Annotated in this window: 12 protein-coding genes; all 12 read right to left on the reverse strand. The window is 40.0% G+C overall.

The features are described 5' to 3' along the window. Window positions 1-15 precede the first annotated feature (15 nt). The gene (locus J1C86_RS07570) at window positions 16-1,221 is read right to left on the reverse strand and encodes an ABC transporter ATP-binding protein (protein WP_002914804.1); all 1,206 of its coding nucleotides are present in this window, start codon (window positions 1,219-1,221) and stop codon (window positions 16-18) included. Continuing rightward, window positions 1,221-2,027 (reverse strand): ABC transporter permease, encoded by an 807-nt coding sequence (locus tag J1C86_RS07575; protein WP_125347569.1) that lies wholly within the window; start codon window positions 2,025-2,027, stop codon window positions 1,221-1,223. The genes J1C86_RS07570 and J1C86_RS07575 overlap by 1 nt, the downstream gene beginning before the upstream one ends. A 5-nt stretch (window positions 2,028-2,032) precedes the next feature. Next, a complete protein-coding gene (locus J1C86_RS07580) occupies window positions 2,033-2,968 on the reverse strand; it encodes a glycosyltransferase family 2 protein (protein ID WP_125347571.1) in 936 nt (311 codons plus the stop codon). Then, on the reverse strand, window positions 2,965-4,113 hold the full coding sequence (gene cps2T / locus J1C86_RS07585) for a beta 1-4 rhamnosyltransferase Cps2T (protein WP_125405098.1): 1,149 nt from the start codon (window positions 4,111-4,113) through the stop codon (window positions 2,965-2,967). Before cps2T ends, J1C86_RS07580 begins: the two co-directional genes overlap by 4 nt. A gap of 113 nt (window positions 4,114-4,226) precedes the next feature. After that, window positions 4,227-5,474, reverse strand: a complete 1,248-nt coding sequence (locus J1C86_RS07590; RefSeq protein WP_125405100.1) for a glycosyltransferase family 4 protein — start codon at window positions 5,472-5,474, stop codon at window positions 4,227-4,229. A gap of 3 nt (window positions 5,475-5,477) precedes the next feature. After that, window positions 5,478-6,785, reverse strand: a complete 1,308-nt coding sequence (locus tag J1C86_RS07595) for a DUF2142 domain-containing protein (RefSeq protein ID WP_125405103.1) — start codon at window positions 6,783-6,785, stop codon at window positions 5,478-5,480. Then, window positions 6,772-9,753 (reverse strand): rhamnan synthesis F family protein, encoded by a 2,982-nt coding sequence (locus J1C86_RS07600; RefSeq protein ID WP_125405106.1) that lies wholly within the window; start codon window positions 9,751-9,753, stop codon window positions 6,772-6,774. Before J1C86_RS07600 ends, J1C86_RS07595 begins: the two co-directional genes overlap by 14 nt. Before the next feature lie 24 nt (window positions 9,754-9,777). Then, window positions 9,778-10,557, reverse strand: a complete 780-nt coding sequence (locus J1C86_RS07605) for a glycosyltransferase family 2 protein (protein WP_125405109.1) — start codon at window positions 10,555-10,557, stop codon at window positions 9,778-9,780. Beyond that, window positions 10,547-10,906: a DUF2304 domain-containing protein gene (locus J1C86_RS07610; protein ID WP_125405112.1), complete on the reverse strand. Its 360-nt coding sequence runs from the start codon at window positions 10,904-10,906 to the stop codon at window positions 10,547-10,549. The genes J1C86_RS07605 and J1C86_RS07610 overlap by 11 nt, the downstream gene beginning before the upstream one ends. Then, window positions 10,906-11,622: a glycosyltransferase family 2 protein gene (locus tag J1C86_RS07615; protein WP_185757521.1), complete on the reverse strand. Its 717-nt coding sequence runs from the start codon at window positions 11,620-11,622 to the stop codon at window positions 10,906-10,908. Before J1C86_RS07615 ends, J1C86_RS07610 begins: the two co-directional genes overlap by 1 nt. A gap of 36 nt (window positions 11,623-11,658) precedes the next feature. Next, window positions 11,659-12,651: a glycosyltransferase family 8 protein gene (locus tag J1C86_RS07620; protein ID WP_125405115.1), complete on the reverse strand. Its 993-nt coding sequence runs from the start codon at window positions 12,649-12,651 to the stop codon at window positions 11,659-11,661. Window positions 12,652-12,657: 6 nt separating this feature from the next. Continuing rightward, window positions 12,658-13,986, reverse strand: coding sequence for a lipopolysaccharide biosynthesis protein (locus tag J1C86_RS07625; protein WP_125405118.1), 1,329 nt, complete (start codon window positions 13,984-13,986; stop codon window positions 12,658-12,660). Window positions 13,987-14,229: the final 243 nt, after the last annotated feature.

Below are 14,229 nucleotides of genomic sequence, written 5' to 3' on the forward strand. Positions count from 1 at the left end.
AAAATACCTTATTCTTTATGATTGAGAAATCTTCCAACTGCCATTACGCTGGATTAAGCCAGTAGCAGAATCCTTAGCAGAGACATCGTCATCCTTAATATCCTGGCGATTGACTAAGATAACTGGGTTGTTCTGAGAGTCTGCAAAGGCTAAAATCTGTTCTTCCTGATCCCGCACCGAAACCTGCAGTTTTAACTTAGCGTTATTTATCTGTGTTACATGACACTTGTAAGTCAAGCGCTTCTGCCCAGGTCCTTCTGTCGGCTGATCCATGGAATTATCATTGTAAAGCCAGATAGTTCGATCGATATCTGTCAGAGAAAAGGAAACATAAGTCGGTAGGTCTTGATTAACCTGATAAGAAATTTCAAATTCAATCTCTTGTTCAGGTGAAATCTGAGGCGAATGCAAGAGCTTAACCTTCAAATCAGAAACTGCTGCATTCTCAACCTGGAATCCTTCGTTCATGGCTTTTGTTTCAGTCGCATTGTCCAGACTGTACTGGTTTGCCACATCATCTGGATTGCCGATAGCCTTGACCAAGCCATTTTCAATCAAGACAGCCTTATTACAATACTTTTTAACAGCTCCCATGTCATGGGTCACCAGAATGGTCGTCTTACCTGACTCCTTGCGATCTTTGAAATAGTCATTACACTTACGCTGAAAGGCTTCGTCCCCAACAGCCAAAACCTCGTCCAAAATCAGAATATCACCCTGAGCTTTGATGGCCACTGAAAAGGCCAGACGAACCTGCATACCGCTGGAGTAGTTCTTGAGTTTTTGGTTCATAAACTCTCCCAGCTCGGCAAACTCCACGATATCATCGTACATGGCGTCTACTTCTTCTGTTGAGAATCCCAGCATGGCACCGTTCATATAGACATTTTCGCGGCCAGTTAGTTCTGGATTGAATCCGACACCCAGCTCAATAAAGGAAACCAACTTACCATCAATAGTTACCTTGCCCTTCTCCGGAATATAAATCTCAGAGATAATTTTCAGGAGGGTAGACTTACCAGAGCCATTGCGGCCGACAATACCGTAGAAGTCACCTTTTTCGACCTCAAAGGAAATATCTTTCAAAACATGCTGTTCTTTGTAGCCTTTGATCCCCTTAAAACGATTAACCAGACTGGTTCTCAAACTCTGAGTAGCCTCCGTAGGCAATCGAAAGAATTTACTTACATGGTCGACTTTTACTGCAATATTATTTGACATTATAAAATCTCCGCAAATCTCTTAGCATTTTTATTAAAGAAGAACAAACCTAGAGCCAATATCACAAAAGGAATTAAGTAAGGAATGAGGGCGATTAGTTTGTTATTCACAATATCCCAGCCTCTGACATTAACAGGAGAAACGATGAAATGGCGCATATCCTGCAGCATCTGAGCAATCGGATTGAGCATCATAATTTTAGCGACAAAGAATTGCTTCCGCTGCAAAAGAAAGGTCAGAGAGTAAATAATAGGACTAGCATACATTCCTGCTTGAAGAGCCACTTCCCAAATCGGTCCAATATCCCGATACTTCACAAATAAGGAAGACAGCATGAGGGCACAGCCCATTGCCAAGACCAATACCTCCAGAAAAAGAGGAATAATCACCAGCGTATGCAATCCGAATTCCACCTGATTGATCAAGGCGAAAAGAAAAACAACAACTAGATTAATCATAAAATTGATTGCCGCTCCAAGAACCGATGAAATGACGATGGTATGCTTAGGAAAGTTTAATTTACGAAGCAAATCTCCCCGAGAAACGATGGAAAGCATGCCCATGTTAGTGGCTTCAGTAAAGAAAGACCAGAAAACCATCCCCAGCAAGAGTCCTACTGTATAGTGAGGGGTCCCGTCATCAAAGCGCAAAAAGCGGACAAAGACCAGATACATGATAGTAAACATCATCAATGGCTTCAAAATCGACCAGAGATAGCCGACCAAGGACCCTTGATAACGTAATTTAAAATCCGTCTTGATTAATTCTTTCAAAAGAATCCGATTTTTTTTACTAAAAAAATCCATGAATATTACTCCTTATAAGCAAACTTTGTGAGAATGAGGCTTGTAAAAACAAGGGTATGGAAAGTGCGGTTTTTACGGTAGCCATACTGGCGAATCCTGCGCCAGCGCTCCTTGGTAGAAACCTCCATAATGGTCACAAAGTTCTCAATTAACTCTCTATTTTCAGCAGTCAGCGGCAGGACCAGCAAATTTCTAGCCTGGGTCTGACTGTCTTTTATCAATTTCCAATATTTGGTAAAAAGAACATGGGGACGCACCCAGTTTTTTACGCGTTTTCTGAGCGTTCGAGCTCCTAGCACATTATTTGAATGCTGACGATAGAGCTCACCCGGCTTGTCAATATAGACTAGATTGCCAAAAGCCGCAGCAAGCAAGCCCAGATACCAATCGTGCATGAGCAGTTCATGCTCTTCCTTCCCAGTCCAAAGTTGGGCCAAGGCGCGATTTATCATAGAAACTCCACCCGTCACCGTATTCTCCGTCAACTCTTGGACTAGTTCTGTATTAGCGTGATCTGACTGAGTGCGAATCATACTTTCATGAACAACCTGTAGCTCTTGATCCACGACCTTCAAGTCAGTATACACCAGCAAGGGCTGACTGCTATCATACTTGTCTGCCTCAGCCAATTGCATGGCAATCTTGTCTGGCAGCCAAACATCATCTTGGTCGCTAAAGAGATAGAAATCCGAATCTTGGTATTGAAGCAGGCTATGAAAACTCTGAATGACACCTAGATTTTGTGGATTTTCCCGATTGATAAAGGCAATGCGGTCATCCTTGCAGCAAAAGTCTTCGATGACAGCCCGCGTCCCATCTGTAGAGCCATCATCACGAATCAGCAGCTGCCAGTCCCTATATGTCTGCTCTTGAATACTCTTAATCTGCTCGGCCAGAAACTGCTCACCATTATAGGTGGACAGAAGAATGGTCACTTTCATGATAAAAATAAATCCTCGTATTCACCCACAATTTTTTCCCAGGTGTAGTTTTCTTTCATATTTTCTTTGGCGGCTTGACCTAGCTCCGTAAACTCTGTTTGAGCATCTACTCGGTCAATCAGCTGGGCCAACTGGCCGGGTTCTTTTTGCCAGTACAGAGCCGTTTCTTTTGCTACCTTCCGATTGAAGTCCACATCCAGCACCAGATTGGCATCTGTCTGAGCCAGTGCTTCCAAGAGTCCCGGATTGGTCCCACCAACCTCATGCCCATGTATGTATGCAAAAGCATGATTACGGATATATTTGAGCAGATTCTGATCATAGACCGTCCCAACAAATTTAATGCGAGAATCATGGTCAAAGCCTGTTTTCTGCTTGAGATCTTCAAAATAGGGATTGCCCTCATGATTGCAGATAATCAGCAAGTCACGTTGGGTTTTGGACTTCATAAATTCTTGAATGATGGTTTCATAGTTGTTTTCAGGAACGAAGCGTCCGACAATGAGGTAATAGTCTTTTTCCTTACTGGCCCACTTTTCAAAGAAGACCCTGACCTTGCCTTCGTTTTCCGTCAGATTGGACAGATAAAGGTCGGTTCCATAAGCGATACAGGTCGTTTTAGACCAAGGATAAGCTTTTTGAATATAGCTTTCGATGCCTAGATTGTCCGCGATAACCAAGTCTGCGTGCTTGGTCATAACCTTCTCAGAATACTTGAGATAGGTTTGAACTGGCTTAGACCACTTGGCCCGCTTCCACTCCAACCCGTCAGGATTGATAAAGAATTTACCGCCTGCCCGATGGATACGACGAGCAAAGGGAAAGATAAAAGCACCAATCGTATTTCCAAGAATGTAAAAAATAGGCTGTTCAATCTGCTCTTTTTTAGCAAACTTGAGGGCATAGGAGACAGCCATCATATCATAGGCAATTACTCGGGCTGGGCCAAGCTTAGGTGGATTTACTGTAAAACAGTCTACCCCCTTGTAATCAAAATGATGAAAAGCTTCATCATCTGATAAGCAAGCCACATGATATTGGATTTGAGAAGAGATTTGATGTTCTGTCAATTTTTCGACAAAGGTTTCAAATCCTCCATATTTGGCAGGAAGTCCCCGACTCCCGATGATGAAGACATGTTTCATGATTTCCCTCAATTCAAGATTTTACAATCCATTCTATTATACCACTTTCTAGTGTGTTTGTATAATACAAAAAGGACAGGTAGAGCCACGGCTGAACTTGTCCTTTTCTTTCTTTAACCTCTTCTACCAGAAAACAGCTTATTTTTCACTTTGCGTAAGAAAGAGCTGGCTTGTTGAGAAGGTAAATTTGTATCCAATAAGCACTTGACATGGCGCAAAGAGTTAGCCTGATACATTTCAGTATTTTCAATCTTATCCAATAAGTTTTGGTAAACACTCTGAACCGAGTAGCGCTCTTGGATTTTGCCAAGATTGGCCACCGACTGGTCTTTTAATCCCTCAAAGTTTGCCAAGGCAATGTTTATCTTATCAGCCAACCCCTCGATATTACCAGATGAATACAGCTGGCCTTCTTCAAAGATTTCATAGGCAGATAGATGACCAGGATTGTCCGACAAAATGGTCGGAAGGCCATTCATAATCGCTTCAATATAGACTAAGCCAAAAGTTTCCATTGCAGAAGGAAATACCGCAAGATCTGCTGCCGTCACCTCTGCCCAAGGATTGTCCTTGTGTCCCAGAAAACTAATATTTTTTATCTGGTGTTCAGAGATATAAGTATCGCATCTTTTTTTGTACTCCTCATCCCAGGCACCGATAAAAACTAAGGCCGGTTTTGGCTGAGATAGCTGGTTATAGGCCTTTATCAATTCTAATTGATTTTTCCGCTCTGTCAAACGTCCGACTGACACAATACGCCTTTCGGCTCCATCCCTTTCTCCTGTATTAGTAGGATGAATTTTCGTAAAAGGGGCAAAAGACAAGACTTTTCTGTCTGGCAGCAGCTCCTGTAACTGTCTCTGCAAGGCACCTCTAACTGCAAATATTTCCTGTGAATAATCACTGATAAAATCTAGCTTTTCCTTATAGTAGCCAAACTCTCCGTCAGGAAATTCATGAATCAGCCAGAAATGCGGAACATCCTCGCAGGCCGCTGCCACTGCACCTTGAAACATATTGACCGTATTGGTAATAACCAAATCAATCTTTCGCTCCGTTAGTATCTTTCTGAGCGCTGAGGTATTATCCTGATATGACCGAGCTCTAGTCTCAGGACTATCTGGCAGGCCACCAGGCGCATCCTCCCACCACCATTTAACTGACGGCAAGGCTATAGTCTCAATAGCCAAGGCAGCCAAGCTGGATATATAGTCCTGCTGAACGGCTACATGATAATCCGGAATCGCATTGATAACCTGATGGCCCGTCTGGACCAAGTATTCCATCAAATTGACAATAGAGATTTCAGCTCCATTATCCAGCGTTCCAGTCGGCGAAATGAATAATATCTTTTTTTTCATAGCTTATCCTAGTACATTCCAATAAAAGGGCACCATCAAGTAGAGGGAAACCAAGAAGTTAGCTACCAGAGTCCCAACCATCATTTGATTCACTACCCTGTCTTTAATGTCCAAGGTTCCTAAATTAGCAACAGTTGGTAGCAGTAAGATCAAGAAGGGTGTAAAATAACGTCCCTGAGCACCAACTGATATCATGGCACCTTTACCGAGGACAATGGGTGTCCACTGCAGATACATAATTGACACAACAGCAATCACTTGAACCAAAAACAGATAACGCGACATGACTGTATAGCCCTTGGTCATAAAATCCTTCTGCGACTGCAAAAAGATAATCGCCAAAACTGCCACATCAATAAAAATCAGCCAAAGCGGCAGCTGGATAGTAAAATTCCCCAAAAAACCAAACATACCGATTGTCAAAATCGTATTCAAGTCACCATTGACGCTTTGCTTAAAGAGCGTATTCAGCAAGACTTGGCCATAGTGCAAGAGCCCTCCCTGATTGCGAAATGCCAAATGCAGGGCAAGAAAGAAAGCTGCAAAGCCAAGTATATAAAAGATAATGCGATAACGAGCTACAAAAGCTTTGGTTGCAACAAAAGGCTTGTTCAGAACCGCAAGGAATCCTTCAAACTCAAAATGAACAAAAGGTAGCAAGCCTAATAAAAGGACATTATTCGGTTTGGTGACAAAGAGGCCTATAGAAATCACCAAAAGCTCCAGTACATTTCTATTAGTGAATTTCTTATGGTAGGCAATATTGGTCAAAAAGCCAACCGCCAACATAATCTCCAGATAGCTCATCACATCGTAAGAGAGAGAAGCAGCCTGCTGGACCATAATAGGCAAAAGAGATAGGAAAAACAGAGCTTTTTTGCCATATTTGAAGTATTTAATCAGCAGATAAACCCCGATGATATATGCCAAAGCATTAAAGAGCCTCCCCATCATCACGATGAAGCCTACTGACGGATAAAGCATGCTTCCCAAGGTCATACCTAGTAGCTGAGGCAGAAAAGAGATAGCCTTGAGATTAAAGCCAAAGGTAAACTCTTCTTGCGCCAGATCTATCTTCTCTGAGAACAGCTGCTTGTACTCTGCCGGAGAAACATTCGGAGTGGATGGGATTTTGTCCATCCATTTATATGTTCGACTGGTAGGTTTATGGAAGATTTCCCATGTCATACGAGCGTGATTGGTCTCATCAGGCACTCGATTAATCGGCTGTGCAATCATAAAAGTCAAGACAAAGATACTTGCCAGCAGCAAGAAAATATTCTCAACTTTTACTTCTTTATTTCTTTTCAAAATAAGTCACCATTTCATCTTTTTTATCTAAACTGCAATTTTCTAATACAAAAGCGTAGGCATTCTCCGCCAGTTCTCTGCGTAAATCCGCAGAAAGAATCAGACTTTCCAGCTTTTCTTTCCATTCACCATCTTTAGCCAAAAGTCCCGTCTGACCGTCAATCATCATATCAGAAAAAGCACCGATATGACTGGCAATCGTTGGCACCTTGACTAGAGCTGCTTCTATCCACTTGATTTCTGACTTGGCCCGATTAAAGACTGAGTCAACCAGCGGAGCTAGATTAATATCAACCTGACTAATCAGCTGAGGTAAGGCCTTCCAGTCCACATACTCATGGACGAAAATACGCTGCGAATATTGTTTCATATCCTGCGGGATATCCAAGTGCCCTACAATATGAAGCTCAACGGTTGGGTAGTTGTCAAGAACTTCTTTGATAGACGGCTTGATGAGCTCAAAATTTTCATTGTGGCTGATAGAGCCAGAGAAATAGCCGATTTTGATTCTGTCGTCTGTACCAAAGTCTTCCTTCAAGAACTGCGAGCTAACCGCAATCAATTCGCTGGACGCCAGATTACGATTCAGCAGGACGGAGTCCTTGTATTTGAGCAATTCCTCTTTTAGCTGATTCGTAGAGGTAATCGCCCCATCACAAGCCGCCAGCATTTTCCCGTAATTCTTAACACCAGCATCGTAATTGCCCTTTTCCTTCTCAGACAAGCCTTGTGTATAGCTTAGCTGGTCCGTATAAAGGGTATCAAAGACCAAATCATCAATATCAAAATAAACTGGCTTATGCTCCTCCCGAGCCAAATCGCATAAAAGCTGGAGCTGGGCGGACCAAGGAGCGCGATAGATAATGATGTGGCTGGCATACTGGGCCTGAGCCAGACTAAACTCAGACGCATTGACCACTTTCACAGCAAAGCCATTCTTTCTAAGCTGGTCTGCCTTATTGAGAACACGGTAGCGCGTACACTGCGGAATGATATTCTCTACACCGTCAATGATGAGAATGTATTGATCACGAGGCACCGCTTTAAATTTTTGAACAATGTTCTCAAGAATCTCCACTGGGTAGTCTGTCTTCTCCCGGACATAGTCCAATACATCAGGAACCTCTGACTCTCTTTCCAAACCTTGCCATAAAAACTGCTGATCATCATAATTCTTCAAAGAAGTGTACTTAATCAGAGGACTACCCGCCTTTAACATCCTTAATGGATGAATATACATAGCCGAATCCTGATTTTCGTGAACCAAGGCATCGTAGCGATAGCCCAAGTCAGCAAAGTACTTGGTAAAAGTCGTTTCATGCTTTCCGATAGCTTCTTCCCGTGAATCCGTGTCAGTCAGCACTTGCCAATAGTCGTAGAATTCTTCGGACTGAAGCAGCAAAGGCTCAATCACCAAAAAATAAGACTGTAGGTGGTTGGGAATGTAACCATAGCGGTTAAAACCAGTGATATCTTCCTGGGTCTCACCATAGGAAATCCCCCAAAAGTCAAGATTTCTGCCAGCCATAGTTTGAAAGACAGCCGTCAAATCACTCATAGGGCCGATATTGGTGTCATTGACGAGCATCAGCTGAGAACAATGCTGTAGCTTTTCCTTTCCCAAGGAAAGAATACCTTCACGAAAAGCTGCTGTATCATAGCCGGTATTATCCCGCACCAAGACTTGACCATACTGTCCTAAAGTTTCTAAATCTTCTGCAACCAGTCCGCCGTTAACGACGATGAGAGTCTTATCAGCCAAAGCTGCTAACTTTTCTAAAAAGATAACCTTGTACTGCTGCAAGCGTGGCTCGGATTCAAAAATGACATAGACTAAGACTTTTTCGCCGCTTGAAACTGAAGCTAAAGCTTTTCCCCTTTGAGAATTCCGCAACCATTGATAATAATAAACCTTAGGAGACTTAACTTGGCGTTTCAAACGAACCAGCTGTTGCTTAATCCGACTTAAAGCAACTTTGATACTGCGAGGATTTTTGACTAATCGAGCCAGACGTTTCAATGGGGTAATCACACCATTCCCCAGCCGATAGGAAATAGATCGGCGAATACGAAACTGCTCCTGAATAGCCTCATCTCGCTGTTCCTTTATCGTTCTCAGTCTGGATTTCAGAGAATCTAGATTTTTATGTAACTGTCGCTGATCCTCCTGCAGTTCAAGAACATAGTCGTTCACTTTATCCATATGCTGAATCAGTTCATCCAAACGGCCTTCCAGAGTAAATATGTTCTGGCCCAGAGCTTGGTAAATATCATCTGGTATCTTTCTCACATACTTACGCAGGATTTTCAGATACATTTCGTAATGATATCTCGTAGAATCCCGTTTAGAGATTGATTCCTTATCAAAGACCCGGTAATTCAGCTTTGTTTTTGCATCATAAACTGGTTTTGCACCTTGATTGATAATTAAGTTTAAAAGAAAATCATAGTCCTCCAGTTTCTCACGATTCAGCGCTTCGTCATAATAAATACCTTCAGCAACCGAACGACGAATGAGGGAGCAATTGGAAATATAATTCTCCGTTAAGAAAGCTAGCTTGTCATAAGGCCGTGATTTAAGGTAAACTTCCTTTTTATCAGGATCATACAAATCACCATAGACAATATCTGCCTCCTCTTGCACCATGCTTGTGTAGAAACTCTCAATATAGTCCGAATCCAGAAAATCGTCACTATCCACAAAAATAAAATAAGTGCCTTGAATTTGCTGCAAAGCCTTGTTTCTTGTCTTGACAACCCCCATATTTTCATGACTTTCAAACCGCGTCGGAAAAGGGGAATCCGCCAAGACAGCCTCTATGATTTCAGCAGAATGATCAGAGGAGCCATCATCCAATACCAGCAGCTCAATATTTCGATAGGTCTGCTCAAAAATACTACGCAAACACTGTTCAATGTAATCTTGATGGTTGTAACAAGTTACAACAACAGATATTAAATCTTTCATATACTTTCCTTGTAAATAACTCTATTAGTTTGAGTTAGCATCTTGACTCTTCATGTATGCTTTATTTATCAGATTAGCAACCCACTTGGGCCAGAAAAGCTGATACATAAACAAGTCCTCTTTGGTTCGAGTATTATCTGAAATGGTCTTGGTTGTTTCAGACTCTCCATGAATCCGGTGGCACATAAGCTTCTCAGAAATATAAGCAAAGCGACCCTTATAGGTGCTAATCTTGTACCATGCATACCAATCTAGACTCACGCGCATTTCCTCATCAAATTGGAAATCCCTTAATGCCTCTAAGTTGTATGTCACCGCCGGACAGGAAATGGGATTACCAAAAGCCAGGACCCGATTTCTCCAAAAACGGCTGGCCGGCATCAGATTCAAGGTTTTAAGCATGAGAGTCTTGATTTTCAAATTGGTATTAGCTGGAATCTTGACTCCATTTTTCTCTTCAAAATAGTCTGTATAGGCAATGAGAATGTCCTTCGACTGCTCTATTTTTTGCATCACTGCTTCTAGATAAGTTGGCTCATAGTAGTCATCCTGATGAGCAATGGTAGCATAAGAAGTCTCAACAAAGGTAAGGGCATTATTCCAGTCCTTACCGATACCACCGCCTTCTTTCGTGTAAAAAGGAATACCGTACTTCTGGCACAGCTGCTTAATTGAATCCAACGGTGTTGAGCTATAGCAGATTATCTTTGATTGCAAGGTTTGAGCTTGCAAAGATAGGATACAAGCTTCTAAAAATTCGCTTTCGCCATAGGCACAAATCACCCAGGTATGATTATTTTTCATCTTTTTCACTCTCTAACTTGGACATTCTTTGCTTCATGATGGACAGTTCTTGCACCAACTGCTTGATTTGCTCCTTTTGCTTGGAAATGGAAATAGTGTGTAAAAAAACAATAACCAACAGGAAAAAGATGGCCAAGGACATGACAAAGTTTGAGGTCAGTTCAAAACCTAACAATTTGGCAATCGAAACGGGAATCCAATCAAAAACAGAAATAATAATCAGTACAAAGCCAATAATAATCCACATAAAGGCTTGCTCAAATAAAATATTGTTTTGATTGATATTCCGAAAGACAAAATACAGGAATAGAACTGAAGCCACTAGCATAACAATAGACAAAATGGACATTATTCACTCTCTTTCATAAAAGCAGCAATCAAGATTGAAGAACAAACTTCAATCATATAGCGAATGGACTTAATCGGAGTAATCGAAGAGACTCCTCCTGCACGTTCAAACATATTGGCTGGTGCTTCCACCACTTTATATTTCCGCTTCAAGATATGGACGATTGATTCTGGCTCAGGATACTTGATAGGATAGCGCGCAGCGAATTGTCTAATAATGTCTTGATTGGCCAAACGATAGCCTGATGTGGTATCCAGAATCCTTTTGCCAGTTGTTAATTTAATAAAAGCTGAAATAATGGTAATGCCAAAACGCCGCATAAAAGTCGTCTGAAATTCCGAAGACTTGTCACCGATAAAACGAGAACCAACAACCAAATCAGCCTGCTGACGACGAATAGGCTCCAGCAAAGCATCCAGCGACTCAATATCATGCTGACCATCTCCATCAAACTGTACGGCCACATCATAATCCTTCTCAAGAGCATACTTATAGCCCGTCTGAACAGCTCCGCCAATCCCTAAATTCATAACCAAATGAATAGCATTCAGATGATGGCTGTCCAAAATCTCCTTAGTTCTGTCAACGGATCCATCATTGATAACTACGTACTCTAAGTCAAAATCAACTTTCTTCCGATATTCTACAATGCTCATAACCGTATTTAAAATACTTTCTTCCTCATTATAAGCAGGAATTATCATTAAAATTTTCATTAATTTAATCTATTCTTTCTATAACATGTCATCACATTATTTTTTGTTTTTCTGCAACTGTTTTTTTCTATATTTCATAAAGCTCGGAATTAGGGAATTGATAATCTTATATCTTAGCATTGGAAAAGGCTTCATAACAATATTAAAGATTCTAAAACAAACAAAATACAGCTGCCAACCTTCTTCCATTGGTGTATCCTTCCATGGAGTTTTGTGGAGATAATAGAGATATTCCTTTTTAAACCTATGCGTATTCCCCTTCCGCCAAGGTCTCTCTTCACCAAGATAGTGAATAATTGTAGGTGCTTTCCGAAAATAATTAAAATCTTCCTGTGATATAAACTTAGTTGGCTTACTTAATTCACTCAACGTTTTATAAGGATAGACATCATAAATATTAAAATAATTAAAGGAAATTGGCAAGGTAAAAATTTGCTCTTTCAAGGCTCCATTTAAGGCATCTTGGTCTGGTGCGAATAGCTTTCCTTCGTGAAATTGGTAAAATTCTATGACCTTTTTACCAATCTCTTCCCTACGCCATTTTTTTAGATCGATCAATAGGACACCCGAATTATGATAGGGATGCTCTTTCAAAGCTAGAAATTCCTTTCTTGACTTATCGACAGTTGGTTCAGGACACATACCTATTACCTTATCTCCTAAGTCGCTATAAAACAATGAACCTAAATCTTCTAGAACTAGTGTATCTCCATCGAGATATAAGATCCTATCAACTTCTTGTGGAAGAAGCTTATCTAAAAAAAGACGTGCTAAAATAATTGAAGACCAACCGTTTGTATCAAAATCAAAGTCAATATAGTCTGCGATATTATTTATAGAAATAATACAAACTTTTCTATCGTAACTTTTAGCGAATTCTTTTAATTTATTTTGATTCTCTTCGCTTATCCTCTCGCCAATTAAATATACTGTAATATTCTCAGCAGATTTATTATTCTCAAATATAGAACACATACAGGTTGCAACTTGAGGTACGAACGCATCATTTAATGTAAATAAGATATTCATAGAATCCTACTTCTTTCTTTTTTCCTGATTTTTAGCAACGCCATAAATAATCAGACTTGTTGCATAAAAGACGCACATGGAGATTAAAAAGGAATTAGCAGCTCCCAGCAATTTTTGATCGCGAATAAATGGTAAAGTAATAAATTTTGAAACAGCAAATGTCAATAAATAGGCTATTATCAGATAATGCTGTTTTCTAAAGATGGTCATAATGATATCAACCACTAGAGCAAAAACATTCAAAATACCGCCTATAAGTAATATTGTGAAAGGAAGTTTATACTCCTGTAATTGGATACCATAGACAGCACTAAGAACTTCTGTACCAATCAGATAACCCAAAATAACAATAACGAGTCCTAAAACAGTCATTACTAGATTTAGAGTATTGACCTGTTTGAAAAATAGTGTAAATTTCTTTTCATTCCAATAAATGGAAAGCTGTGTAGTCAACGGTCTCAGGACAAAGAATAAAAGGGATAGAACAAAGACAGGCATGAATAGAACATTAAAATCTCTTTGAACCCCAGATGAAAAATAGCCATTTGTCAAAAGGTAATCAATATCAATTTTTGGCTCGTTATAGATATACGTTATCAAAAATCCATTTAAAAACAAGGGAAAACTATTTTTCAAAATAGAATACACATTTTTTCTGTCATCATGGAGTTTAGGCGAAAACTTTTCCTGAGAAAAATATAATCTACAGTTTCTGAAATCTAAGGGGAAGGTCAGAATAAAATTCGCACAGCAAATAACAATACTAGCTACCATCAATGATTTTGTAAGCAACAGGACTATTGCAAATATTAACATGCAAATCCAGCTCCTATAGAATTGCACCTTTCCAGCTAAGTCTGATCTATTTTTTTGCTGAAATAATCCTTGAAAAACATCTGAATACGCATCTATAGCCCGATAAACAACAAGCAATAAAATAATACTAGATTTGTAAACATCATACCCTTGCCATAGAGTATAGATAAACGATGTTAAAATCATCAAAAAGACCGTAAAAAGTCTCGTATTATGATAAGAACCAAATTGGTATCTTTCTTTTACATCCGTAGATTGCAGATTTCTAACTTGAAAATAACCTAGAACAAAGAACTGCTGACCAAGAGCATAAGCAATACTAAAAATATCAGAATCTCTTGAATCTAGAAATCTAGAAGCTAGTAGAAGCAAGACGACTGATATCAATGAAGATGAGACTGTCCCCAACATGTTCCATATATAGTTATTTTTCAGTCCTTCTTTTGAGATTATTTTTTCTATTTCTTTATTACCGTCATTATTTTTAGCATAAGGTGATGATCCTGATTTTGAGGGCATTTTTCTTCTCCAAATGTATTCTATTTCTTATTATACTATACTTTCAGTGAAAAGTGAAAATCCTTCTTGAAAGAATCTCTCTTTTAAATGATACTTTCTTCCCCAACCTAATTAAAAAGGACAAAACTTCTATCAAGCTTATATCTATACTTCTTCTCTTTCCGTTTCCTAAATCATCTTAAAGGTGGTTCTGCAAAATCAAGCTATCTATTCTGGAGATTACCGACTACCTTTTATTCTTCT

The organism is Streptococcus sanguinis, from assembly GCF_050220005.1.
GTDB lineage: Bacteria > Bacillota > Bacilli > Lactobacillales > Streptococcaceae > Streptococcus > Streptococcus sanguinis_Z.